Source organism: uncultured Faecalicoccus sp. (genome assembly GCF_944325745.1).
GTDB lineage: Bacteria > Bacillota_I > Bacilli_A > Erysipelotrichales > Erysipelotrichaceae > Faecalicoccus.
This window is the reverse complement of record NZ_CALVBG010000014.1, coordinates 1-26183: the sequence shown is the minus strand read 5'-3', so window position 1 is coordinate 26183 and position 26183 is coordinate 1. Positions and strand designations below refer to the sequence as shown.

31 protein-coding genes are annotated in these 26183 nt (G+C 43.3%); 25 read left to right on the top strand and 6 right to left on the bottom strand.

The window, feature by feature from the left end; translation table 11 throughout:
• Positions 1–24: 24 nt before the first annotated feature.
• Positions 25–945, bottom strand: coding sequence for a hypothetical protein (locus tag Q0J48_RS02950; protein WP_296241494.1), 921 nt, complete (start codon positions 943–945; stop codon positions 25–27).
• Positions 932–1966: a peptidylprolyl isomerase gene (locus Q0J48_RS02945; protein WP_296241491.1), complete on the bottom strand. Its 1035-nt coding sequence runs from the start codon at positions 1964–1966 to the stop codon at positions 932–934. Before Q0J48_RS02945 ends, Q0J48_RS02950 begins: the two co-directional genes overlap by 14 nt.
• 129 nt (positions 1967–2095) lie before the next feature.
• Here Q0J48_RS02945 and sufC point away from each other — a divergent pair, with 129 nt between their 5' ends.
• The 8 genes from sufC to Q0J48_RS02905 are packed head-to-tail and all read left to right on the top strand — an operon-like array spanning position 2096 to position 8956.
• Positions 2096–2908, top strand: a complete 813-nt coding sequence (sufC, locus tag Q0J48_RS02940) for a Fe-S cluster assembly ATPase SufC (protein WP_296241490.1) — start codon at positions 2096–2098, stop codon at positions 2906–2908.
• Between the two features lie 2 nt (positions 2909–2910).
• Positions 2911–3708 (top strand): SufD family Fe-S cluster assembly protein, encoded by a 798-nt coding sequence (locus Q0J48_RS02935; protein ID WP_296241488.1) that lies wholly within the window; start codon positions 2911–2913, stop codon positions 3706–3708.
• Positions 3695–4936: an aminotransferase class V-fold PLP-dependent enzyme gene (locus tag Q0J48_RS02930; protein WP_296241486.1), complete on the top strand. Its 1242-nt coding sequence runs from the start codon at positions 3695–3697 to the stop codon at positions 4934–4936. Before Q0J48_RS02935 ends, Q0J48_RS02930 begins: the two co-directional genes overlap by 14 nt.
• 15 nt (positions 4937–4951) lie before the next feature.
• The gene (sufU, locus tag Q0J48_RS02925) at positions 4952–5389 is read left to right on the top strand and encodes a Fe-S cluster assembly sulfur transfer protein SufU (RefSeq protein WP_296241484.1); all 438 of its coding nucleotides are present in this window, start codon (positions 4952–4954) and stop codon (positions 5387–5389) included.
• Entirely contained in the window at positions 5389–6789 is a 1401-nt protein-coding gene (gene sufB, locus Q0J48_RS02920) for a Fe-S cluster assembly protein SufB (RefSeq protein ID WP_296241482.1), read from the top strand. The genes sufU and sufB overlap by 1 nt, the downstream gene beginning before the upstream one ends.
• Positions 6782–7282, top strand: coding sequence for a 5-formyltetrahydrofolate cyclo-ligase (locus tag Q0J48_RS02915; protein WP_296241481.1), 501 nt, complete (start codon positions 6782–6784; stop codon positions 7280–7282). The genes sufB and Q0J48_RS02915 overlap by 8 nt, the downstream gene beginning before the upstream one ends.
• Before the next feature lies 1 nt (position 7283).
• Positions 7284–7916, top strand: a complete 633-nt coding sequence (locus tag Q0J48_RS02910) for a GDSL-type esterase/lipase family protein (protein WP_296241479.1) — start codon at positions 7284–7286, stop codon at positions 7914–7916.
• The gene (locus Q0J48_RS02905; RefSeq protein WP_296241477.1) at positions 7913–8956 is read left to right on the top strand and encodes a hypothetical protein; all 1044 of its coding nucleotides are present in this window, start codon (positions 7913–7915) and stop codon (positions 8954–8956) included. Before Q0J48_RS02910 ends, Q0J48_RS02905 begins: the two co-directional genes overlap by 4 nt.
• Here the strand turns inward: Q0J48_RS02905 and Q0J48_RS02900 are convergent.
• Together Q0J48_RS02900 and Q0J48_RS02895 are read right to left on the bottom strand one after the other, a co-directional pair.
• On the bottom strand, positions 8953–9423 hold the full coding sequence (locus tag Q0J48_RS02900) for an HD domain-containing protein (RefSeq protein WP_296241476.1): 471 nt from the start codon (positions 9421–9423) through the stop codon (positions 8953–8955). The two genes, Q0J48_RS02905 and Q0J48_RS02900, sit on opposite strands and share 4 nt — an antisense overlap.
• A 68-nt stretch (positions 9424–9491) precedes the next feature.
• Positions 9492–9704 (bottom strand): cold-shock protein, encoded by a 213-nt coding sequence (locus Q0J48_RS02895; protein WP_183375061.1) that lies wholly within the window; start codon positions 9702–9704, stop codon positions 9492–9494.
• Between the two features lie 289 nt (positions 9705–9993).
• Here Q0J48_RS02895 and Q0J48_RS02890 point away from each other — a divergent pair, with 289 nt between their 5' ends.
• The 6 genes from Q0J48_RS02890 to Q0J48_RS02865 all read left to right on the top strand — a co-directional run bounded on the left by Q0J48_RS02890 (position 9994) and on the right by Q0J48_RS02865 (position 15225).
• Positions 9994–11436 (top strand): leucine-rich repeat domain-containing protein, encoded by a 1443-nt coding sequence (locus Q0J48_RS02890; protein ID WP_296241474.1) that lies wholly within the window; start codon positions 9994–9996, stop codon positions 11434–11436.
• A gap of 134 nt (positions 11437–11570) precedes the next feature.
• Positions 11571–11753: a hypothetical protein gene (locus Q0J48_RS02885; protein WP_296241471.1), complete on the top strand. Its 183-nt coding sequence runs from the start codon at positions 11571–11573 to the stop codon at positions 11751–11753.
• On the top strand, positions 11737–13332 hold the full coding sequence (locus Q0J48_RS02880; protein WP_296241469.1) for a lipopolysaccharide core heptose(II) kinase RfaY: 1596 nt from the start codon (positions 11737–11739) through the stop codon (positions 13330–13332). The genes Q0J48_RS02885 and Q0J48_RS02880 overlap by 17 nt, the downstream gene beginning before the upstream one ends.
• A 12-nt stretch (positions 13333–13344) precedes the next feature.
• Positions 13345–13833, top strand: coding sequence for a signal peptidase II (gene lspA, locus Q0J48_RS02875; protein ID WP_296241467.1), 489 nt, complete (start codon positions 13345–13347; stop codon positions 13831–13833).
• Positions 13824–14726 (top strand): RluA family pseudouridine synthase, encoded by a 903-nt coding sequence (locus Q0J48_RS02870; protein ID WP_296241464.1) that lies wholly within the window; start codon positions 13824–13826, stop codon positions 14724–14726. Before lspA ends, Q0J48_RS02870 begins: the two co-directional genes overlap by 10 nt.
• A 4-nt stretch (positions 14727–14730) precedes the next feature.
• Positions 14731–15225 (top strand): dCMP deaminase family protein, encoded by a 495-nt coding sequence (locus Q0J48_RS02865; protein ID WP_296241463.1) that lies wholly within the window; start codon positions 14731–14733, stop codon positions 15223–15225.
• Positions 15226–15235: 10 nt separating this feature from the next.
• Here Q0J48_RS02865 and Q0J48_RS02860 read toward each other — a convergent pair whose 3' ends face one another.
• The gene (locus Q0J48_RS02860) at positions 15236–15775 is read right to left on the bottom strand and encodes a hypothetical protein (protein WP_296241460.1); all 540 of its coding nucleotides are present in this window, start codon (positions 15773–15775) and stop codon (positions 15236–15238) included.
• A 35-nt stretch (positions 15776–15810) separates the two neighbouring features.
• Positions 15811–16665, bottom strand: coding sequence for a ribonuclease HIII (gene rnhC, locus Q0J48_RS02855; RefSeq protein WP_296241458.1), 855 nt, complete (start codon positions 16663–16665; stop codon positions 15811–15813).
• Positions 16666–16746: 81 nt separating this feature from the next.
• Here rnhC and Q0J48_RS02850 point away from each other — a divergent pair, with 81 nt between their 5' ends.
• From Q0J48_RS02850 to Q0J48_RS02800, 11 genes are all read left to right on the top strand, one after another.
• The gene (locus Q0J48_RS02850; RefSeq protein ID WP_296241457.1) at positions 16747–17292 is read left to right on the top strand and encodes a CvpA family protein; all 546 of its coding nucleotides are present in this window, start codon (positions 16747–16749) and stop codon (positions 17290–17292) included.
• On the top strand, positions 17279–19603 hold the full coding sequence (locus tag Q0J48_RS02845; protein WP_296241456.1) for an endonuclease MutS2: 2325 nt from the start codon (positions 17279–17281) through the stop codon (positions 19601–19603). Before Q0J48_RS02850 ends, Q0J48_RS02845 begins: the two co-directional genes overlap by 14 nt.
• Before the next feature lie 9 nt (positions 19604–19612).
• The gene (gene uvrC, locus Q0J48_RS02840; protein ID WP_296241455.1) at positions 19613–21379 is read left to right on the top strand and encodes an excinuclease ABC subunit UvrC; all 1767 of its coding nucleotides are present in this window, start codon (positions 19613–19615) and stop codon (positions 21377–21379) included.
• A gap of 23 nt (positions 21380–21402) precedes the next feature.
• Positions 21403–22449, top strand: coding sequence for a M15 family metallopeptidase (locus Q0J48_RS02835; RefSeq protein ID WP_296241454.1), 1047 nt, complete (start codon positions 21403–21405; stop codon positions 22447–22449).
• The gene (locus Q0J48_RS02830; protein WP_296241451.1) at positions 22449–22922 is read left to right on the top strand and encodes a metallophosphoesterase; all 474 of its coding nucleotides are present in this window, start codon (positions 22449–22451) and stop codon (positions 22920–22922) included. Before Q0J48_RS02835 ends, Q0J48_RS02830 begins: the two co-directional genes overlap by 1 nt.
• A gap of 65 nt (positions 22923–22987) precedes the next feature.
• Positions 22988–23512 (top strand): hypothetical protein, encoded by a 525-nt coding sequence (locus Q0J48_RS02825; RefSeq protein ID WP_296241449.1) that lies wholly within the window; start codon positions 22988–22990, stop codon positions 23510–23512.
• A 5-nt stretch (positions 23513–23517) separates the two neighbouring features.
• Positions 23518–23859: a hypothetical protein gene (locus Q0J48_RS02820; protein WP_296241448.1), complete on the top strand. Its 342-nt coding sequence runs from the start codon at positions 23518–23520 to the stop codon at positions 23857–23859.
• 312 nt (positions 23860–24171) lie between these two features.
• Entirely contained in the window at positions 24172–24597 is a 426-nt protein-coding gene (locus Q0J48_RS02815) for a PTS fructose transporter subunit IIA (protein WP_296241446.1), read from the top strand.
• Positions 24598–24638: 41 nt separating this feature from the next.
• Positions 24639–25130, top strand: coding sequence for a PTS sugar transporter subunit IIB (locus Q0J48_RS02810; RefSeq protein ID WP_296241444.1), 492 nt, complete (start codon positions 24639–24641; stop codon positions 25128–25130).
• Between the two features lie 46 nt (positions 25131–25176).
• Positions 25177–26016: a PTS sugar transporter subunit IIC gene (locus Q0J48_RS02805; protein ID WP_296241441.1), complete on the top strand. Its 840-nt coding sequence runs from the start codon at positions 25177–25179 to the stop codon at positions 26014–26016.
• A gap of 2 nt (positions 26017–26018) precedes the next feature.
• Positions 26019–26183: PTS system mannose/fructose/sorbose family transporter subunit IID (locus Q0J48_RS02800; protein WP_296241496.1), on the top strand; the 165-nt coding region annotated here is incomplete at its 3' end.

Sequence of the window (26183 nt, the reverse complement as noted above, 5' to 3'; positions counted from 1 at the left end):
GAAAAAATTAAAAGAGGAAGGTCGTTATTGATCTTCCTCTTCTGCTAATTCAGGGTGATTGACGATATATTCTGGATTTGTCGATCGAACACTGTCGAAAATTTCCTGATCATGGAATTCCAAATTATGTTTTTTCATATAGTAGACCAGACAATCGTTGTCGATTTGATCACTGTTGCGCAATGTCAAATTTTCCTGGATCTTGTCTTTGTTCTCGTCATAATCTTTGCTGACGAGAATGGCAACATAATATGGACCATCTTCCGAATCGTCATCGGTCATGACTTCATCGACGATTCCGGTTTTGTCTTGTGAATATAAAGTGTTGATCACATAAGTCGGCAAAGTCTCTTCCATTAAAGTCGATACCACGATCTCTTCATCCGAGAAATTGGCAGATTCTCCAGAATACGTATCCCATACGGTTGCCTCATCGCTTCCATCCTGCAGAGCTTTTAAGGCATTTTTGGCATCTTCTCGAGTATCGCATTCCAAGATCTTGGCAATCGTGGGTTTATACGTTTTTTTGATTTCTTTTTTCGCATCGGTGAAATACTGGTCGAGCAGCTTTTCTTGTTGGATCGTAGGGATGATGACCTTATCAATGTAATCTTCCTTATCTTTATAGCCCGCTTTTTTCAGGCTGCCCTCAAAATCTTCCGTGCTGGAGGCGCTGGATTCATATTGTTCTTCGGCTTCTTTCTGAATCTCTTCATTTCTTCCGATTTCTTCATCCATGATGGCCTGACGAATCAGTTCGATCGTTAAAGTAGCTCCATTGGCATTTTTGACCAGATCGTATTCGTCGCCGCGGGTCACCGTCGTTTCCCCTACGGTAAATAGAACATCCGAAGCATCGCTGATGGTTGCGGTATTCGCGCAGCCCCCGATCAGCAGGCAAGTACATCCGGCCGCCAAAAGGCTTTTTACTTTATTCGCTTTCATCACTATCATCTCCTAACTGCTGGGCTAGATAGTCTTCCAGCTTTTTCTGTGTATCCTCATCTTTGAATTCGATATCCAGATCTTTGGCATAATCTTCGATGATGCGATAGCTCAATGTGGAATCGGCATTCAATACCGCAGAAAGGATACTGTTCGAAACGGTTTCATTCTTAGAATCCCAAATGGATTGAATATCGGTTTCATCCACATGAACACGATACAAATTTGTTAAACCAGTATTTGGATCAGTCACGGTGATCCAGTCGCTGGTTTCTCCTTTTTCCAAGTCTAAAGCCGCTTGAATCACGGTCGCATCCAAAGAAGCAGATGAGCTGCTGGACAAGGCTCCTGAATCGAGGTAACCATAGAATCCTTCATTCGAAGCGGTTGAAGTATCTTCCGAATAAGCAGTGGCGGCATCCGCAAAGCTTTCACTTTCCAAAGCTTTATCGATATTATCCTTTTTCTTTTGTTCATCTTCGGTCAAAGAATCGGGATCGGTTACACTCATTGAGATAAGGGAAATCGTTCGCGGATTCTTTTCTTTTAAAGGTTCGATGCAATCTTCGAAATGTTCTTCGATATAATCACGCTGTAACTGAGCTTCCTTGACGGTCATCAGACAATAGTCGTAAAGCTGATTATATCCCTTGTACCCATACATCGCCAATTCCTGGGCGATGGAAGTTTCATAATCGGCGGTGCTGGAACTGTTCGCATTGATCGCATCCTCTAATTCCTTGGCATCTTCTTTCATATCATCGGTTGCTTCGATGCTTTGTTCCACGACTTGATTGCGATACATATTATAGATCAGAGAACTGTCGAACGGTGCGGAAGAGTCGTATAGATCTTTCGCGGTAATGGCTTTTTCATCGATGCTTGCCAACACTTCCTGGCCATCTTCAGAAGCTTTGCTGACATTATATTTTGTCTCATCGTAGACGAAATAAGAAACAAACGCGATGATGATAACGGCGATCACGACAACAAACCAGTTGTTTCTTAAAAATTCATTCATGTCGATCCTCCTTAAAAATCTTTCTCATTATAGCCAATAACAACTTAAAATGCAATGAATCTTCCAATCGTCTGAATTGAGATTTAAGGACTTATTTGTTACACTAGTACAGGAAAAGAGGAAAGAGAAATGACAGAACTCGTTATTCAGGATTTACATGTATCTGTAGAAGATAAAGAAATATTAAAAGGATTGGATCTGACCGTTCGTTCCAATGAATGCCACGCCTTGATGGGGCCTAACGGCAATGGGAAGAGTACCTTGTTGGCGGCCATCATGGGCAATCCGAAATATACGGTCACACAAGGATCGATCACGCTGGATGGAAAAGATGTTTTGTCCATGGAAGTGGATGAAAGAAGCCGTGCCGGTCTGTTTTTAGGCATGCAGTATCCCAGCGAGATCAGCGGAGTGACCAATTCTGATTTTTTACGTTCATGCATCAATGCCCGGCAGGAATCTCCGATCAGCCTGTTTCGCTTTATCAAAGAAATGGATAAAGCCATTCAAAAATTAGAAATGAAACCCGATCTGGCACATCGGTTTTTAAATGACGGCTTTTCCGGCGGGGAGAAGAAGCGAAATGAAATCGTACAGATGATGATGCTGAAACCATCGATTGCCATGTTGGATGAGATCGATTCCGGCTTGGATGTCGATGCCTTAAAGATCGTCAGCGAAGCGATCCATGACTGCCAAAAAGAAACAGGGGCCGGTCTGCTGGTAGTTTCTCACTATGCCCGATTCTATGAATACTTGAATCCGACACATGCCCACGTTTTGGTCGATGGAAAGATCGTTGTCTCTGGCGGGCAAGAATTGATTGAAAAGATCGATCGTCAAGGATATGAATGGCTGGAGAAGGAATATCATGTTTCTGCCCGGAAACAAGAACAAGCTTCTCGTCCTTCCAGTATCGGTCTTTGCGGAGCCAAGCGATGATCATGGAAAAACGATATAGTCAGCCTTTCAAAGACACGGTGCACCTTGGCCAGGAAGAAACGTTAGAGGTGCAAATTGAAACCGGCCAAACTGGTTCTCTATTTCTGTCTTTGGATGAAGGCAGTCAAATCAAACAAATCCATATTGTCTTATTATCTGGTTCTCAATGCGATCTGATGGTCTATCATGCCCACAATGCACCGGCAGAATGTACTTGTCAGATCGAGATTCAAAAAGATGCAAAATGTCAGATGGGCTTTTTAGATATGGAAGAAGCTGCCTTTGATTTCGATCTAAAAGTCACTCTTTGTCAAGAAGGAGCGTATTTTGATCTTTTAAGCGGACAATTGGGACAATCGACTTATCATAAACACAATACGATCGAAGTGCTTCACCTGGCAAAACATACAACAGGCCTGATGCGAAACTTTGCGGTTCTCTTTGATGATGCGGATTATCAAATGGTTGCCACAGGCAACATTCAAAAAGGATGCAAGGAAGCTCAGTCTCATCAAACCACACGCGTATTGACTTTAGGCAAGGATCATAAAGCAAAAGTCATTCCTTTGCTGTTGATCGATGAAAACGATGTCAAAGCCAGTCATGCGCAGACGATTGGACAGCCGGATGAAGACCAGCTCTATTACTTGCAGTCTCGTGGTTTGACGAATCGTCAGGCGATGGGATTGTTGAGCATCGGTTATTTGCTTCCGGTATTGGAACGAATCAGGGATGAGGATCTGAAAAAAGAACTTCAACAGACGATGGAAAGCAAGGTGGGACTGTATGAAGATCGCTGAGTGTCGGAAAGATTTCCCGATTTTACAACGGACGATGAATCATCGTCCTTTAGTCTATCTTGATAATGGAGCAACGACATTGAAACCGCAGCCGGTCATCGATGCGGTCATGAATTATTATACGTATCTGGGGGCCAACGCCCATCGCGGAGATTATGAGATGAGTGCGCAGGTCGATGCCGCTTATGAAGGAACCCGCAAGAAAACGGCCGCGTTTTTAAACGCACACTGTCCCGAAGAAATTATTTTTAATTCCGGAAGCTCTGAAGGTTTGAATCAGGTGGCTTTGATGTTGTCAGGCCAACGGCTCCAAGCGGGGGATGTGATCCTGAGCGATGAGAGCGAACATGCCAGCAGTGTGCTGCCGTGGATCCATGCAAGCCAGATTCACCAGACCAAAGTCGAATACATACCTTTGGATGAAGAAGGCAAGATCACCGTCGAGAATTTTAAGAAAGCGCTGCATGACAAGGTCAAGGTCGTCTGCCTGGCGCAAGTCTCGAATGTGTTGGGATTTGAAGCCCCTGTCAAAGAAATCACTAAGATCGCTCATGAACACGGAGCCCTTGTGGTCGTGGATGGAGCCCAAAGCACACCACATATCCCGATCGATGTCCAAGATCTGGATGTCGATTTCTTTGTGTTCAGTGCTCACAAGATGTGCGGTCCTACAGGCGTCGGTGTCCTTTACGGAAAAAAAGAATTGTTGGATGCTTTGGATCCTGTTTATTATGGGGGCGAAAGCAATGCCCGTTTTGATCGGTGCGGAACCTTGATCTTAAAGGAAACGCCTTTAAAATATGAAAGCGGGACCCAGCCGATCGAAGGGGTTCTCGGTTTAGGGGCCGCGATCGACTACATCCAGTCGATCGGAAAAGATGCGATCCATGCCCATGAATGGGAATTGAAACAATATTTCTTAGAGAAAGCAAAAGCTCTAAAAACGATCCATTTTTATAATGAAAAGGCGCAAAGCGGGATCTGTACCTTCAATGTCTTTGACAAAGGACAGATGATCCCGGCACAAGATGTGGCCAGTTTCTTGAATACGAAAGGGATCGCGGTTCGTTCCGGGACCCATTGTGCAAAGATGCTGGTCGATGTCTTGCAGGTGCCGGGAACTTGCCGAGCCAGTTTCTATATTTATAACACAAAAGAAGAAGTAGATCAGTTAGTGGCAGCCCTTCAGGAAGCCACACTCGAAAATTGTATTGGAATCTTTTTTTAAAAGGGGGTCTAGATCATGAGTGAAATCGATCCGAATTTGTTGCGAGATATTATTATGGATCACTATCAGTATCCGCGAAATCATCAATTGAGTGAAGAACCGTCGTATCAATCCAAACATATGGCCAGTGAATCGTGTATTGATGATATTACAGTACAAGTCAAATTTGATCAGGATCGTATCGAAGATGTGCGCTTTGATGGCCAGGCTTGTACGATCTCCACAGCCAGCACCAGTATTATGAGTGAACTGGTCAAAGGAAAGACCAAAGAAGAGGCCAACGAGATCATTCGTAATTATTTCTCGATGATCGATCAAAAAGAGTATGATGAAGATCTTTTGGAAGAAGCGATTGCCTTTCAAAATGTAGGAAAACAAGCCAATCGGATCAATTGTGCAACGATTGGATGGAAGGCCTTGCGCGATATGATCAAAGAAAGCGAAGGAAAATAATGGAAGAGAAGAATCTGCAATTATCCAATGAATATGAATATGGCTTCCATGATGAAGATACCAGTGTTTTTAAAACACAAAAAGGATTGAACGAAGATGTGGTTCGTACCATCAGTGCGATCAAGAAAGAACCAGAATGGATGTTGGATCTGCGTTTAAAAGCATATCAATCATTTGTGGAACAAAAAAATCCGAACTGGGGTCCGGATCTGAGTCATATTGATTTTGATGAATATACCTATTATATCAAGCCAAGTGATAAACAAGAGAAATCTTGGGACGAAGTGCCGGATACGATTCGCAATACATTCGATAAATTGGGAATCCCGGAAGCGGAACAGAAGTTTTTGGCAGGGGTCAGCACTCAATACGAGAGCGAAGTCGTATACCACAATATGTTGGAAGAGGTACAGGAAAAAGGGGTCTTATTCTTTGATACCGATACCGCATTACGGGAATGCCCGGAACTTGTCAAAGAGTATTTCGGGAAGATCGTTCCGTACACGGACAATAAATACGCAGCTTTGAATACGGCCGTATGGTCGGGAGGCTCTTTTATCTATGTTCCAAAAGGAGTGACCTTGGAAAAACCGCTGCAGTCGTATTTCCGCATCAATTCCATGAGCATGGGACAGTTTGAAAGAACGCTGATCATTGTGGATGAAGGAGCCGATGTGCACTATGTAGAAGGATGTACTGCTCCGATCTACTCCAAGGATTCTTTGCATGCCGCAGTCGTTGAGATCTATGTGCATAAGAATGCCCGCTGCCGTTATAGCACGGTGCAGAACTGGTCCAACAATATCATCAACCTGGTGACCAAACGCGCCATCGTTTATGAAAACGGACATATGGAATGGATCGACGGCAATATTGGTTCGCACATCAATATGAAATACCCGGCTTGTATCTTGGCTGAGCCGTATGCGAAAGGAACAACGGTTTCGATTGCGGTCGGCAGCAAAGGCCAAAAACAAGATGCCGGCAGCAAGATGATCCATTTGGCCCCGCACACCACCAGCAATATCATTTCGAAATCAGTGGCGCGTCAAGGCGGAGAAGTCAATTATCGCGGATGGGTCAAGCATTCTAAAAATGCGGCCTATGCCAAAAGTAAAGTGGAATGCGATACTTTGATCTTGGACGAGTTGTCTCGCAGTGATACGATCCCGTTGAATTTTTCGCAAAACGATACATCGCAGATCGAACACGAAGCGACGGTTTCGAATATCAGTGAAGAACAGCTGTTTTATTTGATGAGTCGCGGATTGACAAAGTCACAGGCAACGGAAATGATCGTTATGGGCTTCTTAGAACCATTTACCAGAGAATTGCCGATGGAATATGCCGTCGAGCTCAACCAGATGTTGAAATTAGATATGAGTGATTCCATTGGATAGAGCTGCGTGTATTCAAAAGCGAAAGGCATTGACCGCTTCGCAAAGAAAACAAAAGGAACAGGCAATCGTTACCCAACTTTTGCCTTTTTTAAAAGGGAAGGTGGGCCTTTATGTTCCTATTCAAGGCGAAGTGGATGTATTTAGTCCTTTATGCTCGTATCCCCATCTCTATTTGCCGAAAGTGACAGGACCGGATTCGATGCGGTTTTGTCAGTATCAGGGGAAACTGCAAGAAGGTGCCTTTCATGTGGGAGAGCCTACCGGACAAGCTTGTCAGCCCCAGGATCTGGATGTGGTCGTGGTTCCGATGACGGGCTTTTGCGGCCTTCATCGCAAAGGTTATGGAAAAGGGTATTATGATCGTTTCTTGAAACAGGCAAAAGCGCTGAAAATTGGCGTGGCGTTTGATTGTCAGGAAATGGTCTTTGAAAAACAGACGCACGATGTGGATATGGATCTATTGATCACAGAAACCCAGTGCAGGAGGAAATGAGATGCGAATTCTATTTTATGGCGACAGTAATACATGGGGTTATAACGCCCAAACCGGTATGCGGTATGAAAATCGTTTTACTGCCCTTCTACAAAAACGCATGCCCCAGGATACGATCATCGAATGTGGCTTGTGCGGACGGACGATCTGCCATGATGATCCTTATGCTTTGGAACAGCGCAACGGCGCCAAGACGATTGCCATGGAATTAAAAACACACGTTCCTTTGGATCTGGTCGTGATCATGTTGGGGACCAACGATGCCAAAAGAGTCTATGGGACCAATGCGTTGACTTCCGCTGAAAAAGGGATGGATCTTTTCCTGCATGAAGCTTTGGATCCGGATAATTATAAACATACTGATAAAACACCGCTATTTTTGGTGCTTTGTCCGCCGAAGATGCATCCCAACTATTCGAAAATTCTTCGCACCTTTACTAATTTTGGCGAAGAGGGTTATCAGATGATCGAAACGATGGCTTCACGGCTTCAACCGGTGTGCCAAAAATGGAAGGTCGATTTTAGAGAATTAGAAAATGTGACAGCGGGTGCCTTTGATGCGCTGCACCTGGATGAAACAGGACATCAAAGAATGGCGGAACAGCTGCTTTTGATTTTGGAGGAATATCGATGAGTGCTTTAGAGAACGCAAGACGATTCTGGGAAGATTTTTCCAAGCGTGAGCCAGAAATCAAAGAGGCGTTGATCCATCAGGATTATGGAAAATGCCAAGATCGGATCGTCGATCTGGATGAGTATGCTTATGCTCATTTCGGATGCCATTTTTTCGTAGATAATTCTTATGCCGATTTTGAAATGACATGGGACACCGGTCCCAATAAAACAACCCAGTATCTGGCATCGATGGTCTGTGACGTAGCGCCGGATGCGATAAAAAAATCTTGGATTTTGCAGCCCTTTTTACCGCCTTTATCGCAAAAAGCAATCCAGGCGCAGGTCCAGATCAAAGAAGAAGTCTATTCTTTACCGGATTTTCTTTTATTTTATGAGATGCAGGAAAATCAAAACACATGGAAGTGCTGGATCTATTGTCCGGGATTTTCTTTGATCCCCAACCCGGAGAACAAGCGGGAAATGTCGATCTATCTTCTTGAAATGGCTTTAGGACAATGTGCGTATGAGGCTTATGTAGGAGAAGTGGATTTCTTAGATGCCCCGGATCCGAATCGCAAATTCTGTAATCTGGTCGACGCCTATGAGACTTTTATGGATCAGGTAGAACAAAAGGGCTGGAAGACGTATGCTTCGCCTTTAGAGATCTACAGTGTTTATCAGCCGATCAAAGAGATTGCGGATGATTCTTTCCGCAAAGATATGAAATTTCTCTTTACGACCCATCCTTTGTTTACGGAAGATACAATCGAAGGCAATACCGATGTCCTGAAAGATCTTGAAGTGAAAGAAGGAGAGTTTGGAACGATCTATTATGGTAATCTTTTTGGATCCAGAGAAGATGCTTTATTCCGCCAGCAGCTTTCTATGCAGCTGTCCCAAGCGCTTGCTCCTTATGCGAAAGTGATTGCCGGCTCGATCGGGAAGAGTTTTTCATATATTGATATGATCATTTTTGATCGCAAGCGATTTGATCTAGGCTTTCAAAAGATACAAAAAAAGCTCGACAAACAAGTCAAGCTCTACTATCAAAAGTTCTAATCCTTGATATCGGCCAGCGAGTCGATCAAGCGTTGTTTACGGATGCCGGTCATTGGCTTTGCGGGATCTTCCAGAAAGCGAGCCAGAATGTCGGCATCTTTTAAACATTCACAAAGGGGAGAATCAAACTGGTCTTTGCGCGAATGCTGGGCAATCGCAAAACAGATATCATCGATCTCTGTGACTTTGTATTCTTTTGTCTGAGTGAGGTATTGGTGAGCATACAGGCTGGAAAGCCGAGCATGTTCACTGTGCTTACAGTTGTCGATATATTGTGCATAGTCATGAAACAGTGCCGCAATCTTAGCTCTTTCTAAAGGAAGACTTCGGGTGATGGCCAAAAGCGTCATGCAGGCATCGACCATGGATGTATGGGTGATGGCTGCGATCCGCAAAGGTTCATTGGCGATGCGGGCATATTGTTCATAGATGTACGCCTTTACAGTTTCATAACGATTCAGTTCCATATTTTTAATTATACTATAATTCCAAGAAAAAAAGCGCCAGAACAGCGCTTTTTTTAGACAATTACGATCTAAGCAGCTTCGTCAACTACGGTTACATCGCTAGCTTGTTTTCCACGATCACTCTCGATGACGTTGTAAGTAACTGTCTGACCTTCGTCAAGAGTTTTAAATCCTTCAGCGTTGATTGATGAGTAATGAACAAAAACGTCTTTGCCATCTTCACCGGTGATGAATCCATACCCTTTTTCGGCATTAAACCATTTTACCTTACCTGTGTTCATGATGTCCTCCTGAATCACTATCTTCTGTTGTTAACTGGGGGTATGCCGTATTCATACTCGCAATCACTCAAGACGATATCGTGATTTACAATTTGATTGTATCACTCATAGACCATTTTGTCCATTTTTTACAAGAAATAGGAATCTTATACTAATATATAAATTTTACGATTTTTTGTGTGGTTTCTAATAAAAAAATGACAATCGTTCAATGGATTTTCTTTGTTTTTGATAACACAAGTTTTCAGTTTTGTTGTATCATAAAAGTAACGATAGAGAGGTTAGCATTATGTTGATCAAGGATGAAGTATTAAGACAGGTCGTGGCCCGAACATTGCGTATCAAAGAAGAGGAATTGACGCCGGATGCGATGTTGGAATTGACGCATTTGGATGCACCCGACTATGAGATCAAAACTTTGGAAGGGTTGGAAACGGCAGAAAATCTGGAAGTTTTAAATGTATCAAATAACCAGCTGGAAACTTTGGAACCGATTCGCGATCTAAGAAACTTGGAAGTCTTAGATGTATCGGGGAACCAGCTTCGCGATTTACAGGCGCTGCATGGTCATCGCCAGCTGAAAAAATTGAATCTTTCTCGTAACAAGCTTTATACGATGGATATCAGCAGTATAGCGGCCATGATCGATCTGGAATATTTGAATCTGGAACGCGCTAAGGTTGACAGTCTGGAATATCTAGAGCGTTGTCGAAAGTTAAAGGAAGTATACATCAATACCGAAAACGGACCTTTCAGCTTTGCGATCTTAGGCTCTTTGAAACAATTGAAGAAATTGCATATGGCCGGTATGCGTCTTTTCAACGTCCAAGATCTATCCTATCTCGAAAATCTTGAAGAACTGGATCTGTCAACGAATTTAATGAGCGATATCTCGCCGCTGATGTTGATGACAAATCTAAAACGACTCAATTTGAGCAATTGTCCTTATATCCATAATTATGATGTGTTAAAAGATTTCCCGAATCTTCGTTCGATCAATTTAGCCTATAACCAAGCCGATGATTTCCATTTCTTGAAAGATTTGGAGTTCTGTGAATCTCTGCATTTGCAGCAGACAGGTTTTACAGATCTGACTCTGTTGAACAAGATGAAGAATCTGAAAAGGCTCAATGTTTCGAAAAATGAGATCAAAAACATGAATCGCTTTAAGGCAATTGAAAATCTTGAAGTATTCAAAGCGCAGTTCTGTCAGCTCGAAAGCATTGATTTCTTAAAGAGAGCTACAAAACTGGTGTATCTGGATCTGTATACGAACCGAATCAAGGATATCTCGATCTTGAAGAACATGAAAAATATGGTCTACCTCAATGCCGGACGCAATGAGATCAAAGATATCAGATGTCTAAAGGATATGAAACAGCTTCAGATCCTCTCTTTAGAAAATAATGATGTGAAAGATCTGACACCGTTAAAAGATCTGGTGGATCTCTGCAATGTCGATCTCTACAATAACGTGATCTCGGATCTGAAACCGCTGGAAAAATTAGGATTCATTTCTTATCTGCGTCTTGATCACAATGCAATCACCGACCTTACCCCATTATCGAATCTGAAATTCTTGCGTTCTTTGACTTTGAAAGCGAACTATATCACGGATGTGTATCCATTAAAAGATCTTGAACTTCTGGAAGCTTTGCGATTGGATGATAATCCGATCGAAGATACCAGTGTCCTTGAAAGCATGAAGTTCTATGACAAGTTTACGGATTGATTCGATAGATGCCTGAGAGTTTCTCGGGCATTTTTTTATTTTGAAAAAATTAAGAAAGAATTTTAGAAAAAGATAAGAATTCTGATTTATTCTGATTTTGATCCAAAATATGATAAAATTTATTCGAGGTTTTTATGAAACAAAGACAAAATTCGGATTGGGAAACACTCTTAAAAGATCATTTTGGATTGACAAAACTCTCTTTAAAAGAAGGAATTCACGATGTGATCGAATGGGCCGAATCGTGGACACAGGATCAGTCTGTGACCAATACACCTTTGCACAGAAAGAAGGGAAACGATGGAACAGACGAATAAGCTTTCGACAAGGGCACGTTTTGCCCAAATCTTGCAGATCTTGCGCAAACACCATATTCGCCAAGGGATGGATCCGGTCAAATTCCGTCGGATCTTAGAAGATCTGGGACCGACATTTGTAAAGATCGGCCAGATCATGTCGACTCGCCAGGACATGTTCTCGGAACGCTACTGCAAGGAATTGATGAAACTTCGCAGCCAGGCGACCCCGATGCCGTTTGACGATGTGCAGAAAATGATCGAAAAAGCGTACGGGAAACCGATGGGTCAGGTATTTTCCTCTTTTACGCAGATCCCTTTGGGTTCCGCCTCGATTGCCCAGGTTCATGAAGCGGTCTTAAAAGATGGCACACGCGTTGTTGCCAAAGTTCAGCGTCCTTACATTTATGAATGGATGGAAAGAGATGTAGGGCTTCTTCGCAAGGCGGTCAAAGTGTTGAACTTAAGTGAGATTGTCAGCAGTGTGGTTGATCTGGATATGGTCATCGATGAATTCTGGACGGCCGCTCAACAAGAGATGGATTTTACCAATGAAGCGAAGTTTGCCAAACGGTTTCGTAAAACATACGAAGATTGTGCGTTTATCGATGCACCTCGCATCATCGATCGGTATACGACCAGAGAAGTTCTGGTCATGGAATACATTGATGGAATCGAGATCGACGATGTTGGAACTTTAAAAGAACAAGGCTATGACATCAAGGAAATCGCGGATAAATTAGCGTACAACTATATTTCTCAGATCATAGAACATGGTTTCTTCCATGCCGACCCGCATTCGGGCAATATTCGGATCCGGGAGGATAAGATCGTCTGGATCGACTTTGGCATGATGGGGATCTTGGAAGATCGTGACCGCCAGATCTTAAAAGAGGCGATTCGCGGCTTGGCAACCAATGATGTCGGCAAAGTTGTCGATTCCATACTGGCGATCGGAGTCACAAAACAGGAAATCGACTATACGGCATTTACCAATTCGATCGAGATGTTCATGGCGCAATATATGGATCAGTCTTTTGCGAGCATGGATCTGGCAAAAATGGTACAAGATATTTTTACGATCTGTCACCAGTATAAGATCTCTTTGCCCAAAGGAATCTCGATGCTTGCCAGAAGCATGATGACGATGAACGGGACGTTGTTGACGCTGGATCCGCACTCGAGCATGGCACAGATCGTCGCGAATCATAAAGCGACCTTGACGCAGTTTGATTTATCCAAAGAAGCAACGCGAACGATCAAACGCAGCCTGGAAGCCTTATCGCGTTCGATCGATATCCCGGTACAGACCAGCGATGTTTTAAAACTCTTCCAGCATGGTCAAATCAAGGTCAATTTGAACTTGATGGGCAGCGATGCGCCGATTGCCAAGATCGATCGCATGGTCAATCGCCTCATTGTCTGCATTTTGATTGCGGCTTTGTTGTTGGGATCGTGCTTGATTTGTACGACAGATATGGAGCCTAAGATCCTAGGGATCCCTATGATCGGTTTTGTGATGCTGGTGGTGGCTCTTTTGATGGGGGTTTGGCTCTTTGTCAAAATGTTCTTCTTACATCGCAGAAACAAGGCATTTTAATGAAAGGTAGATATGAAAAATAAATTGATAACGATTTGCGTCGCATTGATCGTGATACTTTTGACTTTGGGACTGGATCAATGGACGAAATGGGCCATTGAGCGATCTTTATCTCTTTATGAAAGAGTGGAGATCATCAAAAACTTTTTTACAGTGACGTATGTACAAAATACCGGGGCGGGCTTCAGTTTGTTTGAAGGCTTTGGCATCTGGTTTTTTGCGATCATTACCGTAGTGGCCCTGGTGGTGGTCGTATGGATGTTTATCAAAAGCAACGATGCCCGAACACAGCTATGTTTGGCATTGGTGTTTTCCGGGGCGTTGGGCAATTTGATCGATCGGCTCTGGTTAGGCTATGTCCGGGATTTTCTCAGCTTTAATCTTTTCGGCTGGCATTTTCCGGTTTTCAATGTTGCCGATATTTGTATCACAGTTGGCTTTGCCTGCCTGATTGCCTGTGCAATCTGGGATGAAGTTCAGGAGAAAAAAAGATGTCGATAGAAATTTTAGAATGTATCACATACGGCGAACGTTTGGATAAAACAGTGGCCCAAGCCTTGAACTTATCGCGCGGCCGCATCAAAGAACTGTTAGAGGACGGCAGGATCTTAGTGAATGGTTCTCTTGAAAAAGCCAGCTATCCGGTGCAGGAAGAAGATCAGATCCAAGTGGATCTTCCGGAAGCCGAAGAAGTAGAGATCTTGCCGGAGCCCATGGATCTGGATATCGTGTATGAAGACTCTGATCTGGTTGTGATCAATAAACCCAAAGGATTGGTCGTGCATCCGGCACCGGGACACCATACGGGAACACTGGTCAATGGCTTGTTGGCTCATTGTCAGGATCTCAGCGGAATCAACGGGAAATTGCGCCCGGGGATCGTTCATCGCATCGATAAAGATACCAGCGGGCTATTGATCATCTGTAAAAATGATCATTCGCATCAGGAGATTGCCAAACAGCTTCAAGATAAAACGTGCCATCGGGAATATTTGGCTTTGGTCCATCATCCCTTCGATCACGATCATGGGACGATCGATGCCCCGATCGGCCGTGATGAAAAGGATCGACAGAAGATGGCGGTTACCGCCAAAAACTCGAAACCGGCGATCACTCATTTTCGCGTCCTTAAAAATTATAAAGATTATGCCCTGGTCTCTTGTTTATTAGAGACAGGAAGAACGCATCAGATCCGTGTACATATGCAATATATTGGACATCCGGTGGTGGGGGATCCGAAATATGGGTACCGAAAGACGATGGATACCAAGGGCCAGCTGCTGCATGCGGCCCATATTGAGTTCATTCATCCATCGACAAAAGAAAAGATGAGCTTGGATGCTCCGCTGGATCCGATTTTTGCGAAAGTATTAGAGCAGTTAGACAAGGAGTAAACAGATGAAACGAAATGATGTTTTAAGTTGGGATCAATATTTTATGGCCATGGCGCATTTAAGTGCCAAACGAAGCAAAGATCCCAATACCCAAGTAGGTGCATGTATCGTCAATGCCCAAAAAAGAGTGGTCGGCTTAGGCTACAACGGGTTTCCTAAAGGGTGTGACGACGATGAATTTCCTTGGGAAAGAGAAGGCGAGTTTTTAAACACAAAGTATCCTTATGTCGTGCATGCGGAACTGAATGCGATCCTTAACAGTATTCAATCTTTGAGCGGCTGTACGATCTATGTGTCGTTGTTTCCGTGCAACGAATGTGCCAAGGCGATCATTCAGTCAGGAATTCGATGCGTCGTTTATGAAAGTGATAAATATAGCGGCACGGATGAGAACGTCGCCAGCAAGAAGATGTTTCGCGATGCCGGTGTGGAACTGGTCCAGCTGACGTATCAGACGCATGTGGATGTTCAAGTTAATCGTGGAGAAAAGCAGTCCTAGAGGGCTGCTTTTATTTGGGCTGGATATTGATGACAGTTTGTGAAAAGGGAAGGTACTGAAGCTGGAGGGTGTCGGGGTTTGATTCCGCAAAGAAAAGCGGATCCAAGGCAAAGGATTGCGTATTTCCTTGCGGGTCGATGCCGGAAATCGAGAAGGTCATGGTTTCGATGTCGCTTGTCCATTCAACATGATCTAAATCTATTGTTTGGGGCGAAAAAAGATAAGGGATCTCGATGACAGGAATCAGGACACGATACAAAAAAACAACGATTCCGATTCCAGCCAGGATCAAACAGAGGATGCGGCTGCGAAAGATCCATTTTATTTGTGACCAATCCATGGGACGCGGCATTTTCCACTGCGTCCATGCCAAAATACCGATCGTCAAACAGAAACAGAAAAAGAACGGTAAAAAAAGATAACGATTGTAAATTGATCTTTGCGGACTTTCCAACAAAGCGAAGGGGTCCACAAAGTAAAGGATCATTGAAGCCAATGCGAGTATCAGGTCGATCCACATCAGAGGACGAACCCATTTTGAACATTTCATATCTTAAATATAAGATGGATTCGTTTCTCACAGGGTTAAAGTTTTGTAAAATGTAGCTTTTCGGTATTTTTAAAATGCAGTTTGGCGACCTTTTCAAGCTCTTGCGGTCCAAAGCGGTCCACAAAAGCCTGCGCGCATTGATCCACTTTGGGACCGGCTCCTTTTTCAAAATGAAAATCATAAGCTTCTTCCATTTTGTCCAAGCTTTCTAAAAACGCATTGCGGGCTAAGATGCTGGCACAGGCGACTGCTAAATATTTATTTTCCGCTTTTGTTTCAAAATGGATCCCATGAATGACATTTTGTTCGTTTTGAAGATAACGATAGTAACTTTTTTCCTGGACAAACTGATCGATGATGATCCTTTCGGGCAAGGTGTATCCTTTATTTTTCAGGTTGACGTAGGCCTGGTTGTGCAGCCGGCATTTGATGTCGACCATATTATGACTTTGATGAACTCGATTGTATTTGGCATTTTGGACAACCAGGATCGAATGCGGACAGACCTCTTTGATCTTGGCGGCCAATTTTCGAATCTTTGGATCGGTGATCTGTTTGGAGTCTTGGATCCCGAGCGGCTTTAATTGGACAGCGGCCTTGGCATCGACGATACAGGCGGCCACTGTGACCGGACCAAAATAATCGCCGGTCCCTACTTCATCGCTGCCAGCTTGGGGATAGTCATCTTTCGCGTCATTTGATTCCAGCCAATCCAGATCTTTTCCCTGAAAGACAACTTTCAAGGATGTATAGGCCGTGATCGTGCAGTTTTCTGTCTTGATCTGATAGAAAGTGTACTCTGGCTGTGTGAGCTTTAGAGTAAAAGGTTTTAATTTTTCTTTAAGCTGTTCGATCTCTTGTTTGGTCATTGTTTTCGTTATTGTCGCCATAAAATCACCATTTCCAGTGTAACACAATCCCGATATTTGAAAAACTCCTCACTGGGTTTGGGATATGTTAGAATACTGTATATGAGTTTGAATACACGTTACTTTTTTTATTATGATCTCGGATTGATCATTTTTGGGATCGTTATACTATTTTTCGCATACCGCAAAGGTTTTGTGCGCCAGCTAGGGGACGTTTTAACGTTGATGGCCACTATGGTGATCTCGACTTTGGCCAGTCCTTTTTTTGCCAGGGAGATCCCTTTGATGACAGCCCGTTCTGAATTTGAGATCTTGGAACGCTTGCAAGATTCTGCTTTACAGATCGTGAATACCTTTTTGTGGTTTCTGATCCTGTTCTTTGGCTTGCGGATCCTTTATCGTTTCTTGGCGTTTGCCTTGCATTCCAAAAAGAAAACAGTGTTATCGTTTGCGAATCATCTTTTGGGGCTTGTGCTGGGAATTGTCAAAGTGTTTTTGCTGGGGGCGGTGCTTTCATTGATTCTGCGGTTTCCGCTGATACAATATGGGGATGTTTATTTGAATCAGTCGGTTTTGCGGGCGTGGGACCCGGCCATCGATTCAATGATCGACTATTGGGAAGGATGGATCCATCATGAAACAGAATGAACAAGTGTTTCGAAATGAATTGAATCATGCGATTGATTTTGATAAAGTCTTGTCGCAGTTTGCGTCCAAGGCTTCCTTTTCTTTGAGCCGTCAGGGCATCGAACAAGCCTTGCCCAGCCAGGATCTGTTTTCCATCAAGGAGCAGCTGGACCTGGTTCGGGATGCGATCGAATTCTTTCGCACAGGGAGTACGCTTTCGCTTCAGGGATGCAGCGACATCGAAGAAAGTGTCCAAAAAGCAGAAAAACAGATGACCTTGCAGCCCAGTGAACTGGCAGCGATCTCGCTCTTTCTTTCGACATGTCATCGGACGATCAACGCTTTACACGATACGGATCTTTCTAAGTTAAAAGAGTACGCAGATTCCATGGAGCGCATCCACGATCTGCAGACGGCAATCGATTCCTGCATCGATCTTTCAGGATCGATCAAAGAAGATGCTTCGGCGGAATTGGTCCATTGTCGCAATCAGCTGATGGATGTTCGTAAAGCACTCAATGAAAGAACTCGTGATTTTATCAAAAAACACAGTTCTTCTTTGATGGAATCGCTGACGACATCGATCCAGGGACGAGTGTGTGTTCTTGTCAAAGCCGGTGATAAAAATGCTTTTGGCGGGATGATCCATGGGCAGTCACAAAGCGGACTGGCATTTTATGTGGAACCGTCAAGCTTTGTCACTTTCAATAATCAGATCCAAATGACATTATCTAAGATCGAGGCGGAAAAGGCGCGAATCTGTCAGGATCTGTCTTTACGGGTCAAAAAAAGATCACAGGCGCTTTTGGCCAATTTAGAAACGATGACACTTTTGGACATGGCTTTCGCCAAGGCAAAATGGTGTCTGGAAAAAGATGGGGTCGTTCCCCAGATCCAAAAAAGAGATCATACTTTGATCTTAGAAAATGCCGGCCATCCTTTGATTGATCCTAAGAAGGTCGTACGAAATACCTATCGCCTGCAAAATGAACAAAAAGCTTTGATGATCACCGGTCCGAATATGGGCGGGAAAACGGTGACCTTAAAAACGATCGGATTGTTTGTTGCTTTGGCCCATGCGGGTTTTCCGGTGGCGGCACATCGCGCATTGATTCCTTATTATGATTCGATGTGGTTTACGATCGGTGACCAGCAATCGATTGAAAACGATCTATCGACCTTCTCGAGCCATATCGCTTCGTTAGCTAAGATCTGTGCCGAAAGCGATCAGCATTCTTTTGTGTTATTGGACGAAATCGGAAACGGTACCGATCCGCAAGAAGGAAGCGCTTTGGCCATTGCGATCCTCGATTATCTGATCCAAAAAGGATGTACGGTGTTGACCAGTACGCATTTTAACGCTTTGAAAAGCTACGGGAAGACCAACCCGGCAATCCTGGTTGCGAGCATGCAGTTTGACGAAACGACATTAAAGGCAACCTACCGCTATATTCCCGGGGTTTCGGGAGCCAGTTATGCCTTTTCCATCGCTCGCCAATATCATTTGGATGCGAGTATCTTGGAAAAAGCGCAGGCCATCAAAGAGGCGAACAAAGATCGAAACAGTCAGGAACTGGAAAAACTGGAACGTCTTCAAAATGAAGTGGAACAGGAAAAGGAACGATTTGATCAGTTGATCCAAAAGGCTCACCAGCTTCAAAAAGAAGCGGCCCAGGAAAAAGAAAAATGGGAGAAGATGAAGAAGCGTTTTGATCAAGAATACGATAGCCGTTTAGAGAGTCTTCTTCAAGAAAAGGAAGCACAGATGGAAACACTCTATGAAGAAATGCGCCAGACCCAGACCATCAAGCCGCATCAAAGGGCAAAATATTTGCGGGATATGGATGCTTTGCGTTTCCATCAAGAAGAAGGCGATGAAAAGGAATCCTTTTCCGTTGGAGATTATGTGCAGATCGAAAGTCTTTCTACGCATGGAGAGATTGTAGAATTACGCAAAAAAGAGGCCACGGTACTGGCGAATGGGATGAAATTGAAGGTCAAGACCAATGGATTAAAGAAAATCAAACGGCCGAAGATCCAAGCCGTTTCTCAAGTCAAAAAGGAACACACGGACAAGACCTTTTCTTCGGTTCCTTTAGAATTGAATATCATCGGATATCGTGTTGAGGAAGGGCTGCGCGCTTTGGATCACTATTTGGATCAATGTGTGGCTCATCATGTCAAACAAGTACGGATCATCCATGGAATGGGGACGGGAAGATTGCGCAGTGCAGTCTTGGCGGATCTCAAAAAACATCCGGTGGTTAAAAGTACAGCCTCGGGCGGCCCTAGCGAGGGCGGATTAGGGGCTACGATCGTAGAACTGAAATAAGAGGTGTTTATGGCGCTATCGGAATTATTGAAAAATAAATTGGCTCTTTTGCCGGATCAGCCGGGCTGTTATATCATGAAGGATAAAAAAGGAAAGATCCTTTATGTGGGAAAGGCCAAAGTGTTAAAAAATCGGGTACGAAGCTATTTTCATGGTGTCCACGATAATAAGACCACGCGTCTGGTTTCCAAGATCCATGATTTTGAATTTATCGTCACGGGTTCGGAAAAAGAAGCGTTGCTGCTGGAGATCAACCTGATCAAGAAAAATCATCCGCCCTTTAATATCATGTTCATGGATGATAAAAGCTACCCTTATATCGCTATGTCCAAAGAGCCTTATTTTACGGTTCGCATGACACGTCAAATCAAACGAAGCAAGGACGAGGTCTTTGGACCGTATCCCAGTGCACAGTCGTGTTTTGATATCGTTCGTTTGATCAATCGTATTTTTCCGATCCGTAAATGTAAATCGATGCCAAAAACACCGTGTCTGTATTATCATATGCACCAATGTTTGGGGCCTTGTTTTCAAAAAATCGATTTGAAACAAAACGAAGAGATCCGCAAACAGATCCGGCGGTTTCTCCAAGGAGATCCGGGCTGGATCCGCAGACAGGTCCAGGAAGAGATGGAAAAGGCCTCTCAAGCGATGGCTTTTGAAAGAGCCCAGGAATACTATGAGATCTTGCAGTCGATCGATCATGTGATGGAGAAACAGACGATCGATCTCAAAGACCGAAAAGTCCGGGATGTTTTTGGCTTCTATGCGGACAAAGGGTATATTTCTTTGCAAGGTTTCTTTTTGCGAAGCGGTCAGATCATCGAACGAACGTTTGCGATCCAGGAATTGTATGAAGAACCGATGGAAGCTTTTTTGAGCTTCATTCTGCAGTACTATCAGGAAAATATGATCCCCACGGAGATCTTGGTTCCGCCAGAAACACCGGTTGACGTCTTAGAAGATGTGTTAGGCTGTCGTGTTCATATTCCGCAGCGGGGCACAAAGCGGTCTCTGGTCGAGATGGTTTTGAAAAATGCGAAGGAAGCCCATGATCAAAAATTCGAGCTGACTTTGCGTAAAGATCAAGATCTGCAGGCTGCTAATGAAAAGCTGAACACTTTATTCAATAAACCGATCCACACAGTGGAACTCTTTGATAATTCGCATATCCAGGGGGCTTTCAATGTCAGCGGTCTGGTCGTTTATGAAGATGGGAAACCCGATAAGAGTCAATATCGTCATTATAAGTTAGATACCTATCGCAGTGATGTCGACAGCATGAAAGAAGTATTATACCGCCGTTATTTTCGCTTGTTGTCGGAAGATAAAACGATGCCGGATCTGTTGTTGGTCGATGGCGGGGCGCAGCAGATCCAGGCGGCCAAAATGATCAAAGAAGGTCTGGGATTGGATTTGTGCATTGCCGGGCTTGTCAAAGATGAGCGTCATACGACCAGAGCTTTGATGAACGAAGATCTGGAAGAGATCCCGCTGGATAAAAAAGAACCGTTGTTTTTTCTTTTGACCCGGATGCAGGATGAAGTCCACCGCTATGTCATTACGTATCATCGAAAACTGCGATCGCGATCCATGACCCGTTCCGCTTTGGATCTGGTCGAAGGGATTGGACCGAAGCGCAAAAAAGAGTTGTTGCGAAAGTTCAAATCGATGAAGCAGATCAAGGCGGCTTCAGTAGAGGAGCTGGAAACGGTCTTGCCGAAACGAACGGCGCAAGCCTTGTATGAGCAGCTCCACTCTGCGGAAAAATCGTGATATAATACCCGCGAGGTAAATCCATGGAAGAAAGAAAAGTCTTAATGGTCCGAGTGATTTTGATTCTGGTTTGTCTGGCAATTTTTGTGACCTGTTTTTGGGCCATGAACCAGACATATGATCCGCTGGCTCGCTACCCTTATGCGACGGAGGAAAATCGCGATACGATCCTTCAGCACCTGGACAGTGAAGATATTGAATATATTATTTCAAATCAGATCCGACCGGAGGAATTTTTAGAATTTATAGAGGAACCGGGTTTTGATATTCGGTATTGTCGTTTATATTCGGTTGCCAAGCAGACGCAAGACGAAAGCAATGCGTATATCGTGAATTTTGTGAATCGGTATCGCTCTCATTTTAGTATGAGTACGTTGGAAACTTTACTGGAACACTATTCTTATTTGGATCTGACGACTTTCTATGAAAATGAGCTGGCCAGCCATGAGCAGATGACATTGATCTCGGATCCGAGTTCACCGCTGATCGTGTTGAATACTTCGACTTCTGTTTATAAATATGTCCCGGACCATTTAGTTTCGGTACAAGGCGTAATGTTGAAAGAAGAAGCGGGAAAAGCTTTTCAGAATATGGATGAGGCTTATCGCTCGATGATCGGACAAGGTCAGACTCTCAGCTTGGAAAAGGGGTATATTCCTTATGATCAAGTTTTTACAGAATATACTTCTTGGACTACTTTGAATGACCAGTATAGCGATGAAGTGTTCTTGCCGGCCGGACAAAATGAATTCCAGCTGGGCTATACGGTTGCGTTAACGGGCTATACGGATTGGGTCCGTCAATGTTTGGAAAAGGAGTCTGTTGCTCAAGAACAGAATTATGAAGAGATCTTGGAAACGGTTGATGAAACTGTGATGCAGAAGATCACGTGGCTGGAAGATAATGCGTATCGGTATGGTTTTGTGATCCGCTATCCGCAAGGAAAAGAAGACCAGACAAAGCATCTGTACAATCCTTTTGTCTTGCGTTATGTCGGGCAGAAAAACGCAAAGGCCATGCGGGAATCGGATAAAGTCATGGAAGAAATGAAATTTGAGGAGTTAGAATAATGCAGATCGTGGTAGTGAGTGACACGCATTCTCGAAATGAGATTCTCGATAGATTAGAAGAAAAATATAAAGATGCTTACGCATTGATTCATTGCGGAGACTTAGAAGATGATCCTCGCTATTATCCTCGCTGGCTGGTTGTGCGCGGGAATAATGATTATTTTGGAAAGTTTCGGGACGATCTGCGGATCAAAGTGGGTTCTCATCGGATCTATGTGACGCATTCTCATCGCTGTTCGTATCTTTATCGCGAGAAGAATTTAGAGCGTCTGGCACAGGAGTACGGCTGTGATATCGTATGTTATGGCCATACTCATATTTCCAAGATCACGGATCAAAATGGAATTCTCATGGTCAATCCGGGTTCGCCTTGGCTGCCGCGGGCGGGCAAGGAGCCCAGTTATGCGGTGATCGATATTGAAGAAGATCGCGTGGAGGCAAAGATCATTGAACAGAAAGACTGGGATTTTTGATAAAATCCGTTGTTTCCGTTTTGATTTGTTGTATAATGAGCATTACAGATTTGAGGAGATAAGATATGAATGGGGAAGTTCTTTCTATCGTTGTATTTTTGGCTTTGTTGGGATTTGGCATCTATGAGATGTACCGCGGCGTCAAACAGCTGATGGAGCATAATAAGAATCGCAAGGAGTACATGGAAAATCATCATAAACCATATGATTTCTTTGAGGAGTATAAGCTTTGGTTTTCCATCTATAGCGTGGTTGCGCTATTCAGTGTCGGCGCCTGTATCTATCAGGCAATCAGCCATCAAGACTGGATGTATGCCATGGGCTTTTTAGTGTTGGCGGCTTGCTGCGTCAGCTTTGCGATGGATTGTCTGGTCAAGCGAAGAGCTTGGTTTTATGATGAGGGATTCTTTTACGAAAAGAAGTTCTATCGTTACCGCAGTGTGGCCCGTGTTTCGAAAACAACCGGATTCAAGCCTGGATACGATGTGAATTTCATGAAAGATCCTTCAATGATCGTGACCAAGAAAATGGCTTTTGAGATCCAGAAGCGAATGGAAGCTTATAAAGCGAACAAGAAGAAAGGGAAATAAGACCTATGAGCAAAAAAGATAACAGTGCACGCAAAACGGCAGCTCGTATTGTGATGGATGCTTTTATCAAAAGAAAAGCAACGTCTCCTGAAACGGCGATTCCCATCGAAAAATTCAAAGATGTAAAGCTTTCGACATCGGTGATCTCTTATACGATTGCCAATTTTATGGAAGATGAAGTCGTTTATAAGACGGGAGATGACCGTTACTATTTTTCCATGGAGAACTGGAAAAAATTAGAGAAGAAAGTTACGCGCGGGTATTGGATCATGGTGGCGATCCCGATCCTTTGTTTGGTCGGCGTGTTGTTGCTGCGTCATATTGGCGACATCCTTGCCTGGTTTTAGAGATGGGAGATCCCATCTTTTTTTATGTGAAATTACGCTCTTCTATTGACACAAACATTATAATGTTCTATTTTATAGATAAGTTTTACATTTAAACAAATCTCATAATTTCCGTTTTGTTTGATCATTTGTTAAAATTTTTTAAGTTGTTATTTTTTATAAAACGCTTTATTTTACGTTATTTATCCTCTTTTAACCGTTTTGTAACCCCTTTAATTTCATTGACGAAATGTATAAAAGGGGGTATCATATTGTGTGTAAAATGTCAAAATGACGTGTGAAATTATGCCTGAAAGGCAGAAGGAGAAAATCATGAAGTATGTAGTTATGGTTAGTCATGGTGAGTTTGCGCCAGGTTTGCACAGCGCTGTCAAAATGATGACAGGAGATCGTGAAGATGTTTTGAGCACATCATTGAAGGATGGAATGAGCGCAGATGAATTTGCGGAAAACTTCCGTGAATTAGTATCGGGATTTCAGAGTGATGATGAAGTGATCTTATTGGCTGATATCTTGAGTGGTTCCCCTTTTACGAATGCTTTGAGTGTTTTGGATGAAAAAGGACTTTTGGCTAATACACTTGTTATTGCTGGTGTGAATATGCCATGTGCTGTTTCTGCCGTCTTAATGAAAGATAATATGGATAGAGAAACTTTGAAACAGACACTTCTAAGCGAAGGACGCACGGGTCTTTGTGATTTCGTAACGGAATCAAATGATGATGATGACGATATCTAGTCGAGGATGTCGTATCATAAACTAAAGGAGGAGAAGTTAAAATGATTAGTTTTATTCGTGTGGATGACCGCATTATCCACGGACAGATCGTTACACGCTGGTCTAAAGAATATCCATGTGACGGTATCATCGCGGTCAATGACAAAGCAGCAAATACGCCTGTTTTGAAACAGTCTTTCAAGGCTAGTACAGATAAAAAAGTATTTATCTGGACAATGGAGCATTTCTTGGAAAAAGCAGATACTGTTGTAAACAGTCCAAAGAAATACTTCCTGATCACAAAGAATCCTGTTGATATGAAGAAGATCCTTGTTGATCATGGATTTGTTCCAAATGATGTTAAGCGAGTTGTCGTTGGTCCATGTAATGACCGTCCAGGATCAATCAAATTAGGAAACAACCAGTCTTTGATCCAGGAAGAAGCTGAGGCTTGCGAAGCAATGACAAATGCCGGATACGATGTTTATTTCGCATTGTTGAAAGAAACTGCAATCGGATCTTGGCCAAAATTCAGATCTAAATTTGGTTACTAATTGGGAGTAGTACCGAATATAGATATATAAGTAAAGGAGAGAAAATATGTCTTTATTTCAAGCAATCTTGATTGGTATCATGAGCTGTACAGCTGCAAGTACCATTGCTTGTTTGGGAACAACTGTTGGTAACTATACGTTAAACCGTCCGTTGGTTGCATCTCTCATCGTTGGTATCATCATGGGTGATGTCCAAGGTTGTATCCTGATTGGTATTCCAATGCAGGTAATGTGGATCGCATTAGTTACACCTGGTGGAACTGTTGCATCTGACTTACGTGCCGTTTCTTATATTGGTATCCCATTGGCTTATGTTGGTGCAAAAGCTGCTGGATGGGACTTCGGTGGAGCTGATGCTCAAGGATTAGCTTCTACTATTTCAGCCATGACTGGTGTAATCGGTATCTCATTGTTCTACGGAACTGCAATGTTCAACCTGATTTGGCAGCACTATGGATGGGCTCAATTGGATAAAGGAAACATCGAAGTTGTTGGTAAAGTCGACACAATCATGCCTTTAGTTTCTCACTTCGTATTGTCTTTCTTGCCAGTTACATTATTGTGCTACTACGGATCTACTGCTGTACAGGAGATCTTCAGCGTATTGAACACTGATATGTGGTACGTTAAAGCGTTGTTAGCTGTTGGTGCTGTATTACCTGCAGTTGGTATCGCTATCTTGTTAAAATCTGTTATTTCTAAGTCAACTGACTTGATCTACTTCGTATTCGGTTTCGCAGCTGCTAAATCTATGGGTCTGACTTTGTTGGCCGCTACAGCAGTTGGTGCCGCATTCGCATTGATCAACTACCAGTTAACGATGATGAAAGCCGGAGGTGTTGCTACGGCAGCTGCTTCTGACGACGATGACGAGGAGGATATTTAATTATGAAAAAGATTTCAAAAAAGACATTAAATAAATCCTTCTGGCATTGGTGGTATGGAAACCTGACTTGCTTCTCTCAAGAACACATGCAGACATTTGGTTATATGTGGGCTATGTTGCCTATCATCAAAGAACTGTACAGTGATCGTAAAGAACAGCAAGAAAAG